Genomic DNA, 21113 nt, shown 5'->3' on the forward strand with positions numbered 1-21113 from the left:
CCGATCGCGCAGCAACACGGTGAACTGGGTTAGTTTACGGTCAGCGGCAACAGGGTAAATACCTCGACGGCATTCCTGCCGCCCTTCTTGGCGCGGTACATGGCTTCGTCGCCAAAGCGCAGCAAATCGCGCACATTGTCCGCCTGGTCGGGGTACATCACCACGCCAATACTTGATGAAATGGAGAGTGTTACACCGTTATCCATGACAAAAGGTTGTTCAAGTACCAAGCGAATTTTCTCCGCGACCACAACGGCATCTTCTGCATTCCGGGCATCCGGCAGGAGGATGACGAATTCATCACCGCCTATTCGCGAGGCGGTATCAGACTCGCGCAGTACAGACCCCATACGGGATGCGACCTGGGCCAATAACCAATCTCCGGCCTCATGCCCGTGTTGGTCATTGACCGCCTTGAACTTGTCCAGGTCAATAAACAGTAATGCCAGCTTACGTTCTTCCCGTTTGCCGAGGGCGATCAGTTGTCCCAGCCGATCTTCCATCATTCGGCGGTTTGGCAAACCGGTCATTCGGTCGTAGAAAGCCAGTTTGCGGATGACTTCCTCTGCCGCCTTACGCACCGTGATATCCATGGCGATGCCAATCAGTGCGGGTTGCCCGTTAAGAGACATCCCCGATCCGTACACCGCCAGATCGAACAGCGATCCATCTTTCCTGCGGGCTTGGTATTCGCTGGCCAGGCCCTCGATCCTGCCATCTGGGTGCAATCGTTTTTGCACATTGGCATCGAGCAGATCGTGATCACCTTCCGCCACCAGGTCGAACACGCTCAGCGATTCAAGGAGCGTATGTTGCTCAACGCCGAACATCTCTGCGATTCGCGTATTCGCAAACACTAATTTTTGATCCTGGATTATGTAGATGCCGACTGCTGAAGTTTCCGCCACGCCGCGAAACATCGACTCCGCACGCATCAGGTTCAGGTGTTCCTGCTCGAGGTTGCCAACCAAGGTACCTATCCGCTGTGCGGAGTCATTAAACGCATCCGCCAACTGCCCAACCTCATCATTGGGCCAGTGCTCGATATGGACTTGAAAGTTGCCGTTTGCCAGTTCGCGACTGCCCTGCGCGAGCCTCAGCACCGGACGAACGAAGCCTCGCCGAACAATCAACCACGTCCCGCACAGGAACAGTATGTCTACCACCAACAACAGATAAGCGGTAGTTAGCTCGCTTTCCTGTTCGCGGTGCATCTCCTTTATCAGTGAGACCATCAACTGCTCGACATCGTCGAGCAAACTTTGTGAACTCTCGGCAAGAGCGCCTATCTGCCCTGCATCCGGACGGAATGTACCGTCGCGCAGCAGCGCCGACTCGATATCTTCGCGGTAGCGCTGCCAGGCGATTCTGATCTTTTCTAATTTGAGCTGCTGTGGCGGTGTCATTTGCCGTATCTGATCGCTATTTGTGTTTCCTCGGTGCATCAGCGTACTGACCGCATCCTCATAGCTCTTGATGTCTGACATCGCAGCCTCCTTGCCGGGAGACCATCCGTTCAAAAAGCTGCTGGTGTTGAGCGCCATCCGGTGACCGAGGTAACGCATTTTGCCCGCAACCCGCATCGTTTCGTCAAAACCGGTGAATTCCGCGAACATGGCGCGCACGACCAAGATATTGCCAAGCCCGAGCAGCAGCAGTGCCAGGAACACAATCCCGATCTTCTTGCTGAGTCCAAAACGGGGCACGGCGCATCGGCTAGAACGAGATGGCGGACTTGGCATAAGTTCTTCTGTCATGTTTTTTGACTCGGTTCGTCATGCGCTGATGGGCAATGGAGCAAGGTCTCACTCAGCTAGCAGGTCGGCCAAGGCGGCCGGAGTCCGTAATAACGGTGTAAGAACCTGTTTCTCTGACCTGCGGATCTCTACGGGAAGTGCTACTTCGTCCCCGACAACACGGTTGGCCAAGATCTGTGGTCGCTATCAGCCCCATTGCGGCCGCTCGAAGGAATGGTCAAGTAGCTGTTGCGATTGGCCATTTCTCGCCAAGCTTGGAGTCACCATAGGTTTTGATGACCTCCGAGATGATGACTTGATAACCGGCCAGCCAATTTTCCTGAGCAGCCTTTGCCTCAAGGTGACGGGGATGCTCAACCAATATCTGAAGTGCTTCGAGAGAGCTCCAGTAGTAAACATTGGAGAAGAGACCAGTCTGTGGATTCTCCCAAACCTCTTCGCCAAGGTAACCAGGGATCGATTTTGCGATTGCAGCGATTTCCTGATCGAGTCGGTGGAAGGCTTCATCAAACTGCTTTTTGGCAAAGATGAACGTTGAAGAGTACATAGGCTTTGCTCCTTTCGCGGCGTTTGGTTGCCGATGACTGCACTGACCGGACTTGGGTATGCCTCAAACCTATGCTAGCTGGTTGGCTTCCCAACTATGGTGTCAACGTCGACTTCATACAGAACACTGGCTGTGGTGAGACACATGCGGGTGGTGGCGGAGGTTGAGGGGTAGTGGCTTGCTTCAGCATTGATGTTGGCTGGGCGGGGGCTATCGCCAGCAGGCTGGCTCCCACAGTTTTTTTGTGGGGTGGCTGGGATTTGGGATTGGCCTCTAGGTTTTGGGGCTCCCACAAGCCCTTCAGAAAACAGCGACGGAAATTGTGACAGGGTAAAACCGGGGCACCACGCGCCCCGGCCAAACGCCCTACCCGTCACACTTTCCCGTCAGAAATGCACCTTCAGCAAGAGACTCAGCGCATTCTGGTCTGTTTCAAATCCTGAAGTGTCTTCAATCCCGTATTTATTCGACCAGTAATCCCACTCGATCCCCGCATAAAACTGCTTCTGCCGTTGCCCCAGCGCCTTGCCCACGTCGTATTTGATCTGCGGGTTGAAGTGCAAGCTCTTGGCCACGTAGTTGGAGGTGCCTTTGTTGCCGACGTCGTTGACGTACCACTCCAGGTAGCCGTCGAAGAGGATGTCGGAGCGGCCCAGCGGGAGGGTCATGGACCAGGTGGGGTTGATCTGCCATTGGCCGGAGGCTTTGCCGGTGACGCCGTCGGGTTTGCGGTAGTAGGTGTTCAGGGAGAAGCGATCGAAGCCTGGCAGGGTAAGGTCGACAGCGGGGCCGAGCAGATATTTGCGGTTGCGGTCTTTGCCGCGTTCGTAGGTGGCGGCGATGAGCACGTCCTTGACGATGCCGTAGCTCAGGGAGCGGTCGCTGATTTTGCCCAGGGACAGGCGCGGGGAGAATTCGCCGTAGTAGGAATGGCCGTCGTTACCCGAGAGGCCGTTGGACCATTTGTTGTCGACGAACATGAAGACGTCGCCCCAGGTCCAGCCACTGGCGTGTTCGAAGGTCACTGTTTGCTGAGTGTCGTCGCCGGTGCCGTCGACTTTGAAGTGCTGGCCGTAGAGGTAGCTCAGGCTGTTGTCGTTCCACAACAGCGGGCCGGCTTCGACGCTGGCGCTGGCCAGGGCGAACAGCGGCAGCAGGCTGCGGCGCAAAAGAGAAGCTGCACGTAATGGAGATGTTTTCATGGACTGCCCCTGGTAGGTGATTGGCGTATATCACCGGCAAGGCATGCCCGAGCTGCGGGTTAGCCACTGTTCTGGCCCTCAACGTGTGAGGGGCGCACCTTGCCGGGTACGCGGCGTAATGCCGCCAGAGCAATGCCCTGCACCCTGGGTCCTGTTGGAGCCGCTCAGTGCTGACCGCTTCTACTCGAACCGGAACTTAGCACGGGTTGTGCCAACTGATCGAATACAATCCAAAGACCCTATTCAGCACAATCCACACCTGAAACTGAACACCCGATCCGCGACTGCGATGCGCACCAACTTGAGGCCCGCCCCCAAAAATTCGCACCGTCACGCATCGTCCTCCCCCACCGCTACCCCTGCGCCTGACACGCTGAATCCCCTGACTACGCGACAGCAACGACTTGGCACACTTCTGGCTATGACTCCTCCCGAGTAGAAGCGGTCAGTGCCAGCCATGGCACCGGGCATTGCTCTTGCGCCCTTCCCTATGGGCGTACGTCCGATTGGATGCTTGAACGCGGCGCCAACGCCCCGGGCAAGAGAGAAGTGTTAGCCGCGTGTCTACACCTTGGCGCCCTCTCTCCTCCCACGTTCTCTCCAATCGGTCCCTCGCTGGCGTGCCGATTGGCGCGCGGCGGTTTTCGAATCGTTGTGGAGAACACATCATGAAAATTCGCTTTGCCTTGGGTCAACCGCTTCGCTCGTTGCTGGCCATGGCCCTCGTGCCCGCTGCCCTGACAACGTCTCCGCTGGCCCTGGCCAATGACAAGGTGGTGCTACTCACCTCCTGGTATGCCCAGGCCGAACAGGGTGGTTTCTACCAGGCCCTGGCCGATGGTTTGTACGAGAAAGAAGGCCTGGACGTGACCATTCGCATGGGTGGGCCGCAGGTCAATGGCATGCAGTTGCTAGTCAACAGGCAGGCCGACTTCATCGTCAACTACGACTTGCAGATCCTCAAGAGCGTGGAGCAAGGCCTGCCGGTGGTGGCCGTGGCCGCGCCGTTTCAGGGCGACCCACAAGGCTTGCTGACCCATGCGGACGTCAGCGGCCTGGACGCCTTGCAGAACAAGCAAGTGCTTGTGTCGACCTCCGGCCAGCAAACCTGGTGGCCGTGGCTCAAGGGCAAGTACCAACTCAAGGACAGCCAGGCCCGGCCCTACACCTTCAACCTGCAACCCTTCCTCGCCGACGCCAACACCACGCAGCAGGCCTATGCCAGTTCCGAGTTGTTCCAGGCGCTGAAGACCGGCGAGAAAGCCAACTTTTTCCTGTTTGCCGACGCCGGTTATCCGCCCTACGGCTCGACCCTGGCCACCCGCCAGGACGTTATCGATGAGCATCCTGACCGGGTCCAGCGCTTTGTCCGCGCCTCCATGGAGGGCTGGAAGCGCTACCTCGACAACCCGAGCGCCAACACGCTGATCAAGGCCGACAACCCGAACATGAGCGATGAGCTGCTCGCCTGGGGTTTGACGACCCTCAAGCAATACCGCCTGGTCACCGGCGGTGATGCCGCCACCCAGGGCATCGGTGTGATGAGCGATGCGCGCTGGCAGGCCACCCGCAATTTCATGGTCGAGGCCGGCCTGCTCGGTGCCGATGCGCCTTGGCAGAAGGCCTATACCACGCGCTTCGTCCAAGACCTGAAGGTGCTGCCGACCGCTGAACAGGCCGCCAGCCGCTAAGCCCGATTGCACCACCGCTGCACCCAAAGCCCGGGCCCAAGAGCCGGCTGAATGAATACCGTGAGGACACTTTTTATGTTGGTCACCAAACAACCCGTATTGCGCCGTTTCTGGTATGCCCTGCTGCCCATGACCGCGCTGGATGCCGGCCCTCAACCCTTCACCCTGCTGGGAGAAGCCCTGGTGCTGTGGAAGCGCCCCGACGGCACCCCGGTGGCCATGCGCGACCGTTGCTGCCACCGTACCGCCAAACTGTCCAAGGGCTTTGTCAGCGAGGACGGCAACATCGCCTGCGGCTATCACGGCTGGGAATACGACTGCACCGGCACCTGCGTGAAGATCCCGCAAAACCCCGCGGGCATGATCCCGCCGGGCGCCTCGGTCCAGGCCTTTCACTGCCAGGAAAAATACGGCTACGCCTGGGTCGCCCTCGACGATCCGCTGCAACCGATCCCTGAATTTCCCGAAGACGGCGCCCCGGGCTACCGGCGCATCTTCCAGTTTTATGAAGAGTGGAAAACCAGCCCGCTGCGGGTCATGGAAAACTCCTTCGACAACTCGCACTTTTCCTTCGTCCACAAGGCCAACTTCGGCCTGTTCGACCAGCCGGCGCCGGCCGGCTACGAGTTCCGCGAAACCGATTACGGCTTCGAGGCCGAAACCCGAGTGCCGATCCGCAACCCCGAGGAAAGCTATCGCATCACCGGCACCCGCGAGCCGATCACCCAGCGCCACCTGATCAACCGTTATTACCTGCCCTTCTCCCGGCGCTTTGGCTGCATGTACCCGGACAGCGGTATCCACCACATCATCTACAACTGCGCGACGCCCATGGAAGACGGGCGCCTGATGCTGGTCCAGTGGCTGTATCGCAACGACAGCGAGGAGCAATGCTCGACCCAGGAGCTGATCGACTGGGACGCGGCGATCACCGCCGAAGACCGAGACATTCTGGAAGCCACCGACTACGACGCCTGTGTCGACACTCGCCGCCGGGTGGAACTGCACATGCCGTCGGACAAGCCCGGCCTGGTGATTCGCCGGCAACTGCTGGGCCTGCTCGAAGCCCATGGCGAAAGCGAAGTGTTCCTCAGCCACTGAGTTCAGCGCCCCGGTGCGCCGGGGCTTATCCGGTCGCTCATGACCCCAGGGGAGAGCGCTATGTTGATGCAAACCATAACTTCGGCCAACGCCCGGCCACAGCCGTTGCCCGACACCGACAGCGTTAGTGTGCAAACACCGCTGTTCGCTAACCAGGTGGAAAAAACCTACAGCAATGGCACCCAGGCTTTGAGCCGGGTGAAGCTGGCGATTCAACGCGGCGAGTTCGTGTCGTTGCTCGGTCCTTCGGGCTGCGGCAAGAGCACCTTGCTGAAGATGTTCGCCGGCCTCGAACAACCCTCCGCCGGCCATGTGCGCTGGTGGGGCAAGGACAGCCCGGCCAGCCCGACCCAAGGGCAAAGCCTGGCCATGGTGTTCCAGGAGGCGACCCTGATGCCCTGGGCCCGGGTCAGCGATAACGTGCGCCTGCCCCTGGACCTGGCCGGTGTGCCCAAGGCCCAGAGCCAACCCAAGGTCGACGCGGCCCTGGCCCTGGTCGGCCTGGACCGCTTCAGCCAGGTGTACCCGCGGGAGCTGTCCGGCGGCATGCAAATGCGCGCGTCCATCGCCCGGGCCCTGGCCACCGAGCCCAATCTGCTGCTGATGGATGAACCCTTCGGCGCCCTCGACGAGTTCACCCGCAACAAGCTCGACAGTGACCTGCGCCAGCTGTGGGCCAGCCGCGACCTGACCGTGGTGTTCGTCACCCACAGCATCTTCGAGGCGGTGTACCTGTCGTCGCGGGTGGTGGTGATGGGCGCACGCCCGGGCCGGGTGATCGCCGACATCGAGATCGACGGCCCCCTGGAGCGGGACGAGGCCTACCGCACCTCCCCGGCCTTTATCGAGCAGTGCGCACGCCTGTCCCGACTGCTGGCCCAGGCCAATGGCGACCCTTGCTGATTTCACTTTGAGAGCCCGATCATGAGCCCATCCTTTACTCCCTGGTTGCGTCACCCCACGGTGTTGCGCATCGTCTCGCCGCTGCTGCTCGGCGCCGTGTTGCTGAGCCTGTGGCAACTGGCCTGCGTGGCCTGGAAAGTGCCGGTGTACCTGGTGCCCTCCCCGGCCGACATCGGCCGCACCCTGGTCAGCGATGGCCCGATGCTGCTCGGTGCGTTGTGGATGACCTTGAAGATCACCTTCTTCTCGTTCGCCCTGGCGGTACTGATCGGCACTTTGGCGGCCTTTGTCTTCGTGCAGAGCCGGGTGCTGGAAGCCAGCCTGTTTCCCTACGCCATCCTGTTGCAGGTCACGCCGGTAGTGGCCGTGGCGCCGCTGATCATCATCTGGTGCAGCAACACCACGCTGGCGTTGGTGATTTGCGCGACCCTGGTGGCGATTTTCCCGATCATCGCCAACACCGTACTCGGCCTGCGCAGCGTCAACCCCGGCCTGCTCAATCTGTTCCGCCTGAACCGCGCCAGCCGCTGGCAGGTACTGCTGCGCCTGCGCATTCCCAGCGCCCTGCCGTGTTTTTTTGCCGGGCTGCGCATTGCCAGCGGGCTGGCCTTGATCGGCGCGGTGGTGGCGGAGTTCGTCGCGGGCACCGGGGGCACTGGCGCCGGGCTGGCGTACCAGATTCTCCAAGCCGGTTTCCAACTGAATATTCCAAGGCTTTTCGCCGCCCTGCTGCTGATCGCCCTGACCGGTGTCGCACTGTTCAGCCTGATGGCCCTGCTGGCCCGGTTGAGCCTGCGCAACTGGCACGAAAGCGAACTCGGCTAACCCTTTGAGTCCGCCGCAAGCGCGGCGTATGGAGCCTCACATGACGTTTGAAAACAGCTGGCTGGTGCGCAATGCCAGCGCCATTCTCACCGGTTTGTCCGGCGCGGCGGCACGCCATGCCGGGCCTGATATTCGCATCGTCGACGGGAGCATCGCCGCCATCGGCGCCCTGCAAGCCCTGCCCGGGGAGCGCGTGCTGGATGCCACCGATTGCGTGGTGTACCCGGCGTGGGTCAATACCCACCATCACCTGTTCCAGTCGCTGCTCAAGGGCATTCCCGCAGGTATCGACCAGAGCCTGGGGGCCTGGCTGGGCGCTGTGCCCTATCGCTATCGGGGCCTGTTTTACGAGCAGAGCTTTCGCCTGGCCGCGCGCATAGGCCTGGTTGAATTGGCGCGCTCCGGCTGCGCCACCGTCGCCGACCACCATTACCTGTATTTGCCGGGCATGGCCTTTGACAGTGCCCAGGTACTGTTCGAGGAAGCCGAACGCCTGGGGCTGCGTTTTGTCCTGTGCCGGGGCGGCGCCACACAAGCACGACAAGCCGAAGGCAAGGCGGTGGCCGGACCGGAAACACTGGAGCAGTACCTGAACGACGTTGAGCGCTTGGTGCGGCGTTACCACGACCCGGCCGCCGATGCCTGGCGACGGGTGGTGATGGCGCCCACCAGCCCGCCCTACTCCATGCCGGCGGAGCACCTGCGGGAAACCGCACGGGTTGCCCGGCGGCTGGGCATTCGCCTGCACAGCCACCTGAGCGAAACCGTCGAATACCAGAATGAGGTGCAACAACGCCATGGCATGTCGCCGGTGGCGTTCTGTGCCGAGCAGGAGTGGCTGGGGCCGGACGTGTGGTTCGCCCATCTGGTGAAACTCGACGCCGAGGAAATCCAGATGCTCGGGGCCAGCGGCACGGGCATCGCCCATTGCCCGCAAAGCAATGGCCGCCTGGGCAGCGGTATCGCCGATGTGGTGGCCATGGAAGCCGCCGGGATGCAGGTGTCGATCGGCGTGGACGGCGCCGCCTCCAACGAGGCCTGCGACATGATCAGCGAAACCCACGCCGCCTGGCTGATGCAGCGGGCCAAGGCCGGCGAACGCACCCGCCCGCGCCATGCCGGCGGCGACGAGGAAGGCGGTGCCCACGCGGCAACGGTAGAAGATGTGGTGCGCTGGGGTACCGCTGGCGGCGCCAAGGTGTTGGGCCTGGACGCCGTCGGCAGCCTGCAAGTAGGCATGGCCGCCGACCTGGCCATCTACCGTCTCGACCAGCCTCGCTACTTCGGCCTGCACGACCCGGCAATCGGCCCGGTGGTGGGAGGTGGGCGCCCGACCTTGCGCGCCATGCTGGTGGGCGGGCGGTTGACCGTCGACAACGACCAACTGCCCGACCTCGACCTGGCGGAACTCGGCGCCCAAGCCCGGGACGCCGTGCGTCGCTTGCAACAGGCCGCAGGAGTCCGCGCATGAGCTGGTCTGCCCTGCACGTGCGCAGCCTGCGCCTGGAAGCCGACGATGTGTTGGGTATTGAACTGGCCCCCGTCGACGCCGCGCCCCTGCCCTTTAGCTGGGCCGCCGGCGCCCATGTCGACCTGCGCCTGGGCAACGGTGCAGTGCGCCAGTACTCGGTGCTGAGCCTGCCCGAAGATGGTCACCTGTACCTGGGGATCAAGCGCGAACCCACCTCCCGGGGTGGCTCGCGCTGGCTGCACGAGCAACTGCGCCTGGGCGCGCAGATCGAAGTCAGTACGCCACGCAATCTGTTCGCCCTGCAACCGGGCAGCGGGCCGGTGACGCTGGTGGCGGCGGGCATCGGTATTACGCCGTTGCTGCCGATGTATCGCCAATGCCTGGCCGAAGGCCGTCCCGTGCGCTTGCTCTATTTCACCCGAGAGGCACGCCATGCGCCTTTCATCCAGCGCCTGGGCGCCGACGTCCAGTGGTACGGCGGCTTGCGCGCCGGGCAGATCGCCGAGCTGCTGACCAGTCAATTTCCCGCCTGGCAAAGCGCCGCCGGCTTGTACTGCTGCGGCCCGACCGGCTTCATGGACACCGTCGAACAGGCGGCGCTAAAGGCGAACTGGCCGGCCTCAGCCCTGTATCGCGAGCATTTCCAGCCCCGGCAGCCCGCGAACCTTGACGCGCAGAGCTTTTCACTGGAGCTGCGACGCAGTGGTTGTGAGGTCCAGGTGCAAACCGGGGAAAGCCTGATCCAGGCAGCTTCGCGGGCCGGGGTCAATCTGGAGTTCTCCTGTGGCATGGGCATGTGCGGCGCTTGTGTGTGCCGGGTCCTTGAAGGCGAACCGGAGCACCGCGACGACTGCCTGAATGACGCCCAGCGCCAAAGCGGTGAATGGATCGCGCCCTGCGTTTCCGGTAGTCGCGGCACACGCCTGGTGCTGGATGCCTGAGCGGTGAGGCATGAGGCCCGTTACAGCGGGCCTGATTGGGCCGTCCATAAATGCCCAACCCCACATTTGTGCCGCACTCTTCTAGACTTAATAGGTGGTCGCAGACAGAACCAAGCACGTCGCTTTGGTACAGCTGAATCAACGCCCCCGTGGCAATCTGGGTTTTATGCCCTTTCAGAGGTGCGGCGAAGACCGCGCCGGGCACAACAAGATGCCCGCTCAGGGTGCCCTGGCCACCGGCCTGAAATCCACGATACCGTGACGTGGTGTAAATGCCGCAGCCGACACTTTCGGACAACCGACGACCTTCTGGTTTGTCCGTGACCGTGAGGATTGCTGAATGCCTGATGAGTTGTTGCACCTGCCTGTGGTCAACAGTCTGCTGGAGCGCCACAAGGGTACTCCGGGGGCGCTGTTGCCTATTCTTCATGATATTCAGGAGCGCATCGGTTACGTCCCCGATGTCGCCGTCCCCGAGATTGCCCATGCCCTGAACCTGAGCCAGGCCGAGGTGCGTGGGGTGATCAGTTTTTACCATGACTTCCGTACCGCACCGCCCGCGCGGCATATCTTGCGGCTGTGCCGGGCCGAGTCGTGCCAGAGCCGTGGTGCCGAGCAGTTGGCCGCGCAGTTGCGCGAGCGTCTGCAACTGGATGATCACGGTAGCAGTGCCGATGGCAGTATCAGTTTGCGTCCTGTTTATTGCCTTGGCGCTTGTGCCTGCTCGCCAGCGTTGGAGCTGGATGGGCGGGTGCATGCGCGGCTCAGTGCCGAGCGGCTGGATGCGTTGCTCGATGCTTGCCGGGAGGACGCGTGATGCCGACTCTTTATTTGCCTTGTGATTCGCTGGCTCGTGCCGTGGGGGCCGATGAAGTGGCGGTGGCGCTGATCACGCAGGCTCAGGAACGTAATTTGCCGCTGGAGTTGCAGCGCAGCAGTTCCCGTGGCCTGTATTGGCTGGAACCGCTGCTGGAAGTGGACAGCCCGCAAGGTCGTATCGGTTTTGGTCCTCTGACGGCGGCCGATGTGCCGTCGGTGCTCGATGCGCTGCAAGGCGAGCCGTCCGCTCATCCGCTGGCCTTGGGTCTGGTGGAAGAATTGCCTTATCTCAAGTCTCAACAACGCCTGCTGTTCGCCCGCGCCGGCATTACCCGACCGCTGTCGCTGGACGATTACCGAGCCCATGGCGGTTTCGAAGGTTTAACAAGGGCCGTCAGCATTGGCGGCGAGCAGACCGCGACAGCAGTGTTCGATTCTGGCCTGCGTGGTCGTGGCGGCGCGGCCTTCCCCGCCGGGATCAAATGGCGCACGGTGCGCGCGACCGAAGCTGCGCAGAAGTACATCGTGTGCAACGCCGACGAAGGCGACTCCGGCACCTTTGCCGACCGCATGTTGATGGAAGGCGACCCTTTCCTGCTGATCGAAGGCATGGCCATTGCTGGCATTACCGTCGGCGCCACCTTCGGCTACATCTATGTTCGCTCGGAGTATCCAGATGCTGTGGCGACATTACGCGCAGCGCTGAACATCGCTCGAACTGCCGGTTACCTTGGCGCCAATGTAGGCGGCAGCGGCTTGGCCTTCGATATGCAAGTGCGCGTCGGTGCCGGTGCTTATATCTGCGGTGAAGAAACCGCGTTGCTGGACTCTCTGGAAGGCAAACGCGGGATCGTGCGCGCCAAGCCGCCGATTCCGGCGTTGCAGGGGTTGTTCGGCCTGCCGACGCTGGTGCACAACGTGCTGACGTTGGCTTCGGTGCCACTGATTCTGGCCAAGGGCGCGCAGTTCTATCGTGATTACGGCATGGGCCGTTCCCTGGGCACCATGCCCTTCCAGTTGGCGGGCAATATCCGTCGCGGCGGCCTGGTGGAACGAGCCTTTGGCCTGACCTTGCGGGAGCTGGTGGAAGACTACGGCGGCGGGACCGCCAGTGGCCGGCCGCTGAAGGCTGCGCAGGTGGGCGGCCCCCTTGGCGCCTGGGTGCCACCTTCGCAATTCGACACGCCGCTGGATTACGAGGCCTTCACCGCCATCGGCGCGATGCTCGGTCACGGGGGTGTGGTGGTGGCTGACGACACCCTCGACATGGCCCATATGGCGCGTTTCGCCATGCAGTTCTGCGCCGAGGAATCCTGCGGCAAATGCACGCCGTGCCGCATCGGCTCGACCCGTGGCGTCGAGGTGATCGACCGCCTGCTGGCCGCGCCCGACCAGAACAGTCGCGATGCGCAGGTGATCATCCTCAAGGACCTGTGCGACACCCTGCAATACGGTTCGCTGTGCGCGTTGGGCGGCATGACGTCTTATCCCGTGGCCAGCGCCCTCAAGCACTTCCCCGCTGACTTCGGTCTGCAAGCCTCGGAGGCCGAACAATGATCACTCTCTTCGACCCGAAAACAGACATTGACCTCGGCACGCCGGCCCGCGACAGCCAGGTGCAAGTCACCCTGAACATCGACGGCCGCAGCATCAGCGTGCCCGAAGGCACCTCGGTGATGCGTGCCGCCGCGCTGCTGGGCACCACCATTCCCAAACTCTGTGCCACCGACAGCCTGGAAGCCTTCGGCTCCTGCCGCATGTGCCTGGTGGAGATCGACGGCATGCGCGGTTATCCGGCGTCCTGCACCACTCCGGTCAGCGAAGGCATGAGCGTACACACCCAGACGCCGAAGCTCGCGACGCTGCGGCGCAACGTCATGGAGCTGTACATTTCCGATCACCCGCTGGACTGCCTGACCTGCTCGGCCAACGGCAACTGCGAGCTGCAAACCGTGGCCGGTCAGGTCGGTTTGCGGGAGGTGCGCTACGGTTATGAAGGCGACAACCATCTGGCCGACGTGAAGGACACGTCCAACCCCTACTTCGATTACGACCCGAGCAAGTGCATCGTCTGCAACCGCTGCGTGCGCGCCTGCGAAGAAACCCAGGGCACCTTTGCCCTGACCATTACCGGGCGCGGCTTTGAATCCCGTGTTTCTGCTGCTGGTGGGGATAACTTCCTCGACTCGGAATGCGTGTCCTGCGGCGCCTGTGTGCAGGCCTGCCCGACTGCGACCCTGATGGAAAAAAGCGTGGTTGAACTGGGTCAGCCCGAACGCAGCGTGATCACCACTTGTGCCTATTGCGGCGTGGGTTGCTCGTTCCGTGCCGAGATGAAGGGCGACAAACTGGTACGCATGGTTCCGGACAAGAATGGCCAAGCCAACCACGGCCACTCCTGCGTCAAAGGGCGCTTTGCCTGGGGCTATGCGACCCACCCGGATCGCATCACCAAGCCGATGATCCGCAAACACATCAGCGACCCCTGGCAGGAAGTCAGCTGGGATGAAGCGGTGACCTACGCCGCCAGTGAATTTCGTCGTTTGCAGCAAACCTACGGCCGCGATTCCATTGGTGGCATCACTTCCAGTCGCTGCACCAACGAAGAAACCTATCTGGTGCAAAAACTGGTGCGCGCCGCGTTCGGTAACAACAACGTCGACACCTGCGCACGGGTCTGCCATTCGCCCACCGGTTATGGGCTGAAGCAAACGCTGGGCGAGTCTGCCGGCACTCAGAGTTTTGATTCGGTGATGCAGGCCGACGTGATTTTGGTGATGGGCGCCAACCCTAGCGATGCGCACCCGGTGTTCGCCTCGCAGCTCAAACGCCGCTTGCGTGAAGGTGCGCGGCTGATCGTCATCGACCCGCGTCGCATCGATCTGGTGGATACGGTGCATGCCCGCGCCGAATTCCATCTGGCTCTGCGGCCCGGCACCAACGTCGCCATGCTCAATGCGTTGGCCCATGTGATCGTGAATGAAGGTTTGCTCAATCAGGACTTTATCGACGCTCGTTGTGAGGGCAGCGACTTCGCGATCTGGAGTGAATTTGTCAGCCGTGCGGAGAACTCGCCGCAAGTGCTGGGCCCGATCTGCGGTGTGCCCGCTGCCGACATCCGTGCCGCTGCGCGCCTGTATGCCACCGGTGGCAATGCGGCGATCTACTACGGTTTGGGCGTCACCGAACACAGTCAGGGCAGTACTTCGGTGATGGGCATCGCCAACCTCGCCATGGCCACCGGCAACATCGGCCGTGAAGGCGTGGGCGTGAACCCGTTGCGGGGGCAGAACAACGTTCAGGGTTCCTGCGACATGGGCTCCTTCCCCCACGAGTTGCCCGGCTACCGGCACATCTCCAACGAGGTGGTACGGGCGCAGTTTGAACAGGCGTGGAACGTCACCCTGCAACCCGACCCGGGCCTGCGCATCCCCAATATGTTCGAGTCGGCCCTGGCCGGTAGCTTCAAGGGTTTGTATTGCCAGGGCGAAGACATCGCCCAGAGCGACCCTAATACCCAGCACGTCACCGCGGCCCTGTCGGCTATGGAATGCATCGTGGTGCAGGATATTTTCCTCAACGAAACCGCCAAGTTCGCCCATGTGTTCCTGCCGGGCTGCTCGTTCCTGGAAAAAGACGGCACCTTCACCAACGCTGAGCGACGCATCTCCCGGGTGCGCAAGGTCATGGACCCACTGGGTGGCAAGGCCGACTGGGAAGGCACGGTAGCTCTGGCCTATGCCCTCGGTTACCCGATGAACTACAAGCATCCATCGCAAATCATGGATGAAATCGCCAGCCTGACGCCCACCTTCACCAACGTCAGCTACGCCGAACTGGATCGTCACGGCAGCCTGCAATGGCCGTGCAACGCCGCGGCACCGGACGGCACGCCGACCATGCACATCGAAGAGTTTGTGCGCGGCAAGGGGCGTTTCATGCTCACCGGCTACGTGCCGACCGAGGAGAAGGTCAACGCTCGCTATCCGTTGCTGCTGACCACCGGGCGCATCCTCAGCCAGTACAACGTCGGCGCCCAGACCCGGCGCACCGACAATGTCGCCTGGCATGACGAAGATCGCCTGGAAATCCACCCGAGCGACGCCGAGAGCCGTGGCATCAACGAAGGTGATTGGGTCGGCATCGGCAGCCGTGCCGGGCAGACGGTGCTGCGGGCGCGGATCACCGAACGGGTCGCGCCGGGCGTGGTGTACACCACCTTCCACTTCCCGGAATCGGGGGCCAACGTCATCACCACCGACAACTCCGACTGGGCCACCAACTGCCCGGAATACAAGGTCACCGCCGTGGAAGTCAGCCGCGTGTATCACCCTTCGCAGTGGCAGAAACGCTTCCAGGAATTCAGCGATGAGCAGCATCGTCTGCTGAAGGAACGTCGGCACCCCGAGAAAGCCGAGGTGCGCAAATGAGCACGGACAACCTGATCAAGATGGCCAACCAGATCGCCCAGTACTTTGCGACGCAGCCGGACCAGGAGCAGGCGGTGCTCAGCGTGCGCAATCATTTGCAGATGTATTGGGCACCGAGCATGCGCAAGGAGTTGCTGGCGTGGCAAACGGAGCATCAGGGGGCGAATTTGCATCCGTTGGTGCTGGCGGCGGTGAGTGGCGCGGGATGGGAGGCTTAGCCTGCCGGCCAAAAAACTGTAGGAGCGAGCCTGCTCGCGATGGACTCAAAGGCGCCGCGTTTAGCCTGTAACCGCGCGTTATCGTTGACGACCATCGCGAGCAGGCTCGCTCCTACAGGGGATTCTGGTCGGGATTTCTCTCATCACCCTTCCTCGACGCCGTCACCGTCACTTCAATCGCCCGGACGGCGATCGCCGCGAAGGTCGCGGTCATCAGTACGCCGTTGAAACCCAGAAAAATCGCCAGCACGCGCGAGACACCCAGTTTGGGTACGAACTCTCCGTAGCCGATGGTCAGGCCCGTCACAAAGGCGAAGTAGACACCTTCACCAGCGCTCCAGCCTTCCAGATGGGCGATGATCAGTCCGCACGCGATGATCACCAGTAGCAGGACCGAGAAGATCGGCCACACCACTTTGAAGTAGAACCAGACGGCTTTGTAGAACTCTTGGCGAACGTTTGATGCACTGCTCAGGCTCATGACGTGGGCTTCCTGGGGGTTTGACTGACCGGCAGTTGCATGCGCGGCGGTTCAATACCCCGTTCAGCTTGGCACAAACGTTGAAAACTGCGACTTACGGGGCGAAGAACTATGACAAAGTTGACGCCCTGCACACTATCCAGAAACCGCCTGACAGCGGTGAACTCCTGTAGGAGCGAGCGCGCTCGCGATGGTCGTTAACGAAAACGCGTGTTTTCTGGCTAAACGCGGCGCTCCTGTCCATCGTCGGAACGCCGCCCGGAGCGTGCTCGCTCCTGCAACAGCAGTGCCAGGTTTATCCCTCAGTTCGCTTCACTTTCCCGAATCAGCTTCTTGTTGATCTTGCCAACGCTGGTCTTGGGGATTTCGTTCACGAACTTGAACTGCTTGGGGATCGCCCATTTGTTGATGCGCCCGCCGTCGACGAAGGCTTGCAGATGAACCTCCAGGATCTTGCGGTCGAGGAATTGCCCCGGTTCGCAGACGACCATGGCCATCGGGCGTTCGCCCCACTGTTCATCGACGATGCCCACCACCGCGACCGACATGACCGCCGGGTGTTCGCTGATCAGGCTTTCCAGTTCCAGGGAGCTGATCCACTCGCCGCCGGTCTTGATCACGTCCTTGATGCGGTCCTTGATTTCCACGCCGCCCAGCTTGTCGATCGAGGCCATGTCACCGGTGTGCAGCCAGCCGTTGAGCCAGAGCTCGGCGCCTTTTTCAGGCTCTTTCAAATAGCCTTGGGTCAGCCACGGTGCACGAACGACGATTTCGCCGAGGGACTCACCGTCGTGGGCGACATCGTCACCATTGGCGTCGATGATTTTCAGATCGACCATCGGCACCGGCGTACCGGTCTTGATGCGCACCGGCAGTTGTGCCTCGGTGGACTGTTGGCGATCTTCGTCACGCAGGTACGTCAGGCACAGCAACGGGCAGGTTTCCGACATGCCGTAACCGGCGTGCACGACCATGCCTTTGGCACTGGCTTCGCTGGCGATGCCCAGGGTCAGCGCGCTGCCGCCCAAGAGCATTTTCCAGCCCTCGAAACGGGTTGCCTTGCCTTCTTCGCAGTTGAGGATCATCTGCAAAATGGTCGGTACGCAGTGGGAGAAGGTGACCTTCTCTTCGCGGTACAACTTGACCAGGCTGTTGGGTTCGTACTTGCCGGGATAGACCTGTTTGATGCCCATCAGGGTCGCGACATACGGCACGCCCCACGCATGCACGTGGAACATCGGCGTAATCGGCATGTACACGTCGTCGGAGCGCAACAGCGGCGTACCTTGGTAGACGCCCAGGGTGCCGACGGCATTGAGGGTGTGCAGGACCAGTTGACGATGGGTGAAGTACACGCCTTTCGGGTCGCCGGTGGTGCCGGTGGTGTAGAACAGTGTCGCCACCGAGTTCTCGTCGAAATCAGGGAAGTCGTACTGTTCCGAAGCCAGGGACAACAGGTGCTCGTATTCCCCCAGCACCGGCAGCGAGGTCTTGGTCGCCTCGTCATCGGTGAGTTGCAGGTAGCCTTTTACGGTTTCCAGCCGACCATGGATCTGTTCGACCAGGGGCAGGAAATCATCATGCACCAGCACCAGGTCATCCTCGGCGTGGTTCATGGTGAACAGCACCTGCTCGGGCGACAGGCGAATGTTCACCGTGTGCAGCACCGCGCCGATCATCGGCACGGCGAAAAAGCATTCCAGGTAACGGTTGCTGTCCCAGTCGAGCAAAGCCACGGTGTCGCCTGCCTTGACCCCGGCAGCGCTCAGCGCATTGGCCAGGCGGCGAATGCGCTTGTTGAGGGTCTCGTAGCTGTAGCGCAGCTTGTCGGCGTAGACGATTTCCCGGCCCGGCTCGTAGCGCACACCGGACAGCAGCAATTGCTTGATCAGCAACGGATAGGCATAAGCGCCGTCGGCGGGTGGAATTATTTTTGTCGCCATCATGAATAAGGTTCCTTGTTCTTTAGATCAGAACTGATCGGCTTGCAGCTCGAAGAGACAGTCACTGCCGGCCTTGGCCGATGCGCTCAACGAGTGGATACGTGGCAGCAAGCGGGCGAAGTAGAAACGCGCGGTAGCCAGTTTGCTGGTGTAAAAATCGTCCTCGGCATCGCCACTCATGACGGCCTTGGCCATGCGCGCCCACATGTAGGCATACGCGGTGTAGCCGAACACGTGCAGGTACTCGACCGAGGCCGCGCCGATTTCGTTCGGGTTGTTTTGTGCCCGGTCCAGCAGCCACGCGGTCAGGTCGTCGAGGGTGTCCACGGCAGCATTCAACGGCTGGGTGAACTCGCCAAGATCAGCGCTGGCATTGGCGGTGAAGTCGCGGATTTCCGAGGCGAACAGACGGTAGAGCGAACCGCCGTTGCCGACGATCTTGCGACCGGCCAGGTCCAGGGACTGGATGCCGTTGGTGCCTTCGTAGATCTGGGTGATGCGCACGTCGCGCACCAGTTGTTCCTGGCCCCACTCGCGGATGTAGCCATGGCCGCCAAAAACCATCTGACCATGCAGGGTGGTTTCCAGGCCCATGTCGGTGAGGAACGCCTTGGCGACAGGCGTCAGCAGCGACACAAGGTCCTGCGCACGGGTGCGGGCAACCGGGTCATCGCTGTACTTGGCGATGTCCAGTTGCAGCGCCACGTAGCTGGAGAACGCACGACCGCCTTCATTCAAGGCTTTCATGGTCAGCAGCATGCGGCGCACGTCCGGGTGGACGATGATCGGGTCGGCGGCTTTTTCCTTTTGCTGCGCGCCGGTCGGTGCACGGCTTTGCAGACGGTCACGGGCGTAGGCGACGGCGTTCTGATAGGAGCGCTCGCCCTGGGCCAGGCCCTGGATGCCGACGCCCAGACGCTCGTAGTTCATCATGGTGAACATCGCCGCCAGACCTTTGTTCGGTGCGTCGACGATCCAGCCGGTGGCGCCATCGAAGTTCATCACGCACGTGGCCGATGCCTTGATGCCCATCTTGTGTTCGATGGAGCCGCAGGACAGCGAGTTGCGTTCGCCCAGCGAACCGTCGGCATTGACCAGCACTTTGGGCACCAGGAACAGCGAAATGCCTTTCGGTCCGGCCGGTGCATCGGGCAGGCGCGCCAGTACCAGATGGATGATGTTTTCGGTGAGATCGTGCTCGCCGCCGGTGATGAAAATCTTGCTGCCGCTGATCGCGTAGCTGCCGTCAGCCTGAGGTTCGGCCTTGGTGCGGATCATGCCCAGATCGGTGCCCGCATGGGCTTCGGTCAGGCACATCGAACCGGTCCAGGTGCCGGCGTACATGTTCGGCAAGTAAGCGGCTTTGAGTTCTTCGCTGGCGTGGGCCTTGATCGACAGACAGGCGCCGGCGGTCAGCATCGGGTACAGGCCGAACGACAGGCTGGCCGAGTTGACCATCTCTTCGACCTGGGCCGAAATCGCCTTGGGCATGCCCATGCCGCCGTACTGCGGATCACCACCGACACCCACCCAGCCGCCTTCTGCGAAGGCTTGATACGCCTGGGCAAAACCGTCTGCGGCAGTGACCGCGCCATTGTTCCAGGTGCAGCCCTGTTCGTCGCTGGCGCGGTTCAGGGGCGCAATCACTTCACCGCTGATCTTGCCGGCTTCTTCGAGGATGGCGGCGGCGGTCTCTTCATCGATCACGTCGGCCAGGCCGGGCAATTGTGCCCACAGCCGGGACACCTGGAAAACCTCGTTGAGGACGAAGCGCATATCGCGCAAAGGAGCTTTGTAATCAGACATCTTGGCTTACTCGGAAATAGTCAGGGCATTGGGCATGCCGGGACGTTGAGTGGTATCGGTGTTGTCGGTTGGCGCATCGTCGGCGTCGGTAGCGTCATTGCGCTCCAGCACCGGGGTGCGCAACAGGAAGTACGAAAGCGCAGGAATCAGAATCAGCGCACCAAGCATGTTCCACAGGAACATGAAGGTCAGCAGGATGCCCATGTCGGCCTGGAACTTGATCGGCGACCAGACCCAGCACACCACGCCAGCAGCGAGGGTGATGCCCACCAGCCCGACCACCCGGCCGGTGAACGACACGGCATTGCGGTAGGCCTCGGACAACGGCAGGCCCTGGCGCTGGAAGTGCAACTGCACACTGAGCAGGTACAAGGCGTAGTCCACGCCAATCCCCACCCCGAGGGCGATCACCGGCAGGGTCGCGACTTTCACGCCGATGCCCATGGCCACCATCAAGGCTTCGCAGAGGATCGAGGTCAGCACCAGCGGCAACAGGGCCACCAGCGTGGCGCGCCAGCTGCGGAAGGTGATCAGGCAGAACAAGGTCACCGCTGCATACACGTACAACAGCATGGTGTGGTTGGCTTCGCGCACCACGATGTTGGTTGCCGCTTCGATCCCGGCGCTGCCGGCCGCGAGCAGGAACTGGCGGTCTTCGGTGCTGTTTTCCTTGGCGAACTTGTCGGCAATCGCCACCACGGCGTCCAGGGTTTCAGCCTTGTGATCCTTGAGGAAGGCGATCACCGGCATCAGCGAGCAGTCGGTGTTGAACAGCTCCGGGGAGTTGACCGAGGCTTGCTGCGCGGCGTAGTTGAGCACGTCCTGGTTGCGCTGGATGCTGTTGAGCTTGGGGTTGCCTTCATAAGTACCGGCGGTGATCTGGCGTACCGCGTTGACCAACGACGAGGTCGCCTGCACGCCCGGATACTGTTGCAGCTCCCAGGCCAGACGATCGGCCAGCACCAGGGTCTTGTAGTT

General features: G+C 61.7%; 17 protein-coding genes. 10 read left to right on the forward strand and 7 right to left on the reverse strand.

What is annotated here, in order from left to right:
* Nucleotides 1-29: 29 nt before the first annotated feature.
* From AD668_RS22540 to AD668_RS22550, 3 genes are all read right to left on the reverse strand, one after another.
* Nucleotides 30-1757 (reverse strand): diguanylate cyclase, encoded by a 1728-nt coding sequence (locus AD668_RS22540; RefSeq protein ID WP_082344547.1) that lies wholly within the window; start codon nucleotides 1755-1757, stop codon nucleotides 30-32.
* Nucleotides 1758-1974: 217 nt separating this feature from the next.
* Nucleotides 1975-2304, reverse strand: a complete 330-nt coding sequence (locus AD668_RS22545) for an antibiotic biosynthesis monooxygenase (protein WP_053162352.1) — start codon at nucleotides 2302-2304, stop codon at nucleotides 1975-1977.
* Nucleotides 2305-2690: 386 nt separating this feature from the next.
* A complete protein-coding gene (locus AD668_RS22550) occupies nucleotides 2691-3506 on the reverse strand; it encodes an outer membrane protein OmpK (protein WP_053162355.1) in 816 nt (271 codons plus the stop codon).
* Between the two features lie 668 nt (nucleotides 3507-4174).
* On the opposite strand from AD668_RS22550, the gene AD668_RS22555 reads away from it, so the two are divergent.
* The 10 genes from AD668_RS22555 (at nucleotide 4175) to AD668_RS22600 (ending at nucleotide 15905) form a co-directional block, all read left to right on the forward strand.
* Nucleotides 4175-5197, forward strand: a complete 1023-nt coding sequence (locus tag AD668_RS22555; protein ID WP_053162356.1) for an ABC transporter substrate-binding protein — start codon at nucleotides 4175-4177, stop codon at nucleotides 5195-5197.
* 75 nt (nucleotides 5198-5272) lie between these two features.
* The gene (locus tag AD668_RS22560) at nucleotides 5273-6298 is read left to right on the forward strand and encodes an aromatic ring-hydroxylating dioxygenase subunit alpha (protein ID WP_016774747.1); all 1026 of its coding nucleotides are present in this window, start codon (nucleotides 5273-5275) and stop codon (nucleotides 6296-6298) included.
* 60 nt (nucleotides 6299-6358) lie between these two features.
* The gene (locus AD668_RS22565; RefSeq protein WP_053162358.1) at nucleotides 6359-7201 is read left to right on the forward strand and encodes an ABC transporter ATP-binding protein; all 843 of its coding nucleotides are present in this window, start codon (nucleotides 6359-6361) and stop codon (nucleotides 7199-7201) included.
* A 96-nt stretch (nucleotides 7202-7297) separates the two neighbouring features.
* The gene (locus AD668_RS22570) at nucleotides 7298-8026 is read left to right on the forward strand and encodes an ABC transporter permease (RefSeq protein ID WP_172681856.1); all 729 of its coding nucleotides are present in this window, start codon (nucleotides 7298-7300) and stop codon (nucleotides 8024-8026) included.
* A gap of 40 nt (nucleotides 8027-8066) precedes the next feature.
* Nucleotides 8067-9497 carry an amidohydrolase family protein gene (locus AD668_RS22575; RefSeq protein ID WP_053162366.1) on the forward strand — a complete coding sequence of 477 codons (1431 nt, stop codon included), beginning with the start codon at nucleotides 8067-8069 and terminating at the stop codon, nucleotides 9495-9497.
* Nucleotides 9494-10438: a PDR/VanB family oxidoreductase gene (locus AD668_RS22580; RefSeq protein WP_053162368.1), complete on the forward strand. Its 945-nt coding sequence runs from the start codon at nucleotides 9494-9496 to the stop codon at nucleotides 10436-10438. Before AD668_RS22575 ends, AD668_RS22580 begins: the two co-directional genes overlap by 4 nt.
* Before the next feature lie 340 nt (nucleotides 10439-10778).
* Nucleotides 10779-11255: a formate dehydrogenase subunit gamma gene (locus tag AD668_RS22585; protein WP_053162370.1), complete on the forward strand. Its 477-nt coding sequence runs from the start codon at nucleotides 10779-10781 to the stop codon at nucleotides 11253-11255.
* Nucleotides 11255-12814 (forward strand): NADH-quinone oxidoreductase subunit NuoF, encoded by a 1560-nt coding sequence (locus tag AD668_RS22590; protein ID WP_053162372.1) that lies wholly within the window; start codon nucleotides 11255-11257, stop codon nucleotides 12812-12814. Before AD668_RS22585 ends, AD668_RS22590 begins: the two co-directional genes overlap by 1 nt.
* Nucleotides 12811-15687 carry a formate dehydrogenase subunit alpha gene (gene fdhF, locus AD668_RS22595; protein WP_053162374.1) on the forward strand — a complete coding sequence of 959 codons (2877 nt, stop codon included), beginning with the start codon at nucleotides 12811-12813 and terminating at the stop codon, nucleotides 15685-15687. Before AD668_RS22590 ends, fdhF begins: the two co-directional genes overlap by 4 nt.
* Nucleotides 15684-15905: a formate dehydrogenase subunit delta gene (locus AD668_RS22600; RefSeq protein WP_053162376.1), complete on the forward strand. Its 222-nt coding sequence runs from the start codon at nucleotides 15684-15686 to the stop codon at nucleotides 15903-15905. Before fdhF ends, AD668_RS22600 begins: the two co-directional genes overlap by 4 nt.
* Nucleotides 15906-16017: 112 nt before the next feature.
* Here the strand turns inward: AD668_RS22600 and AD668_RS22605 are convergent, their stop codons facing one another.
* From AD668_RS22605 to AD668_RS22620, 4 genes are all read right to left on the reverse strand, one after another.
* Complete coding sequence (locus AD668_RS22605; protein ID WP_053162379.1) at nucleotides 16018-16386, reverse strand: potassium channel family protein; 369 nt, start codon at nucleotides 16384-16386, stop codon at nucleotides 16018-16020.
* Between the two features lie 302 nt (nucleotides 16387-16688).
* On the reverse strand, nucleotides 16689-18332 hold the full coding sequence (locus tag AD668_RS22610; RefSeq protein ID WP_053162381.1) for a fatty acid--CoA ligase: 1644 nt from the start codon (nucleotides 18330-18332) through the stop codon (nucleotides 16689-16691).
* A gap of 24 nt (nucleotides 18333-18356) precedes the next feature.
* Nucleotides 18357-20135, reverse strand: coding sequence for an acyl-CoA dehydrogenase C-terminal domain-containing protein (locus AD668_RS22615; RefSeq protein WP_053162383.1), 1779 nt, complete (start codon nucleotides 20133-20135; stop codon nucleotides 18357-18359).
* A 6-nt stretch (nucleotides 20136-20141) separates the two neighbouring features.
* Nucleotides 20142-21113, reverse strand: a 972-nt coding sequence (locus AD668_RS22620) for an RND family transporter (protein WP_156322388.1), incomplete at its 5' end; no start/stop codon positions are given.

It is taken from the genome of Pseudomonas sp. P1.8 (genome assembly GCF_001269805.1).
In the GTDB taxonomy this organism is placed as follows: domain Bacteria; phylum Pseudomonadota; class Gammaproteobacteria; order Pseudomonadales; family Pseudomonadaceae; genus Aquipseudomonas.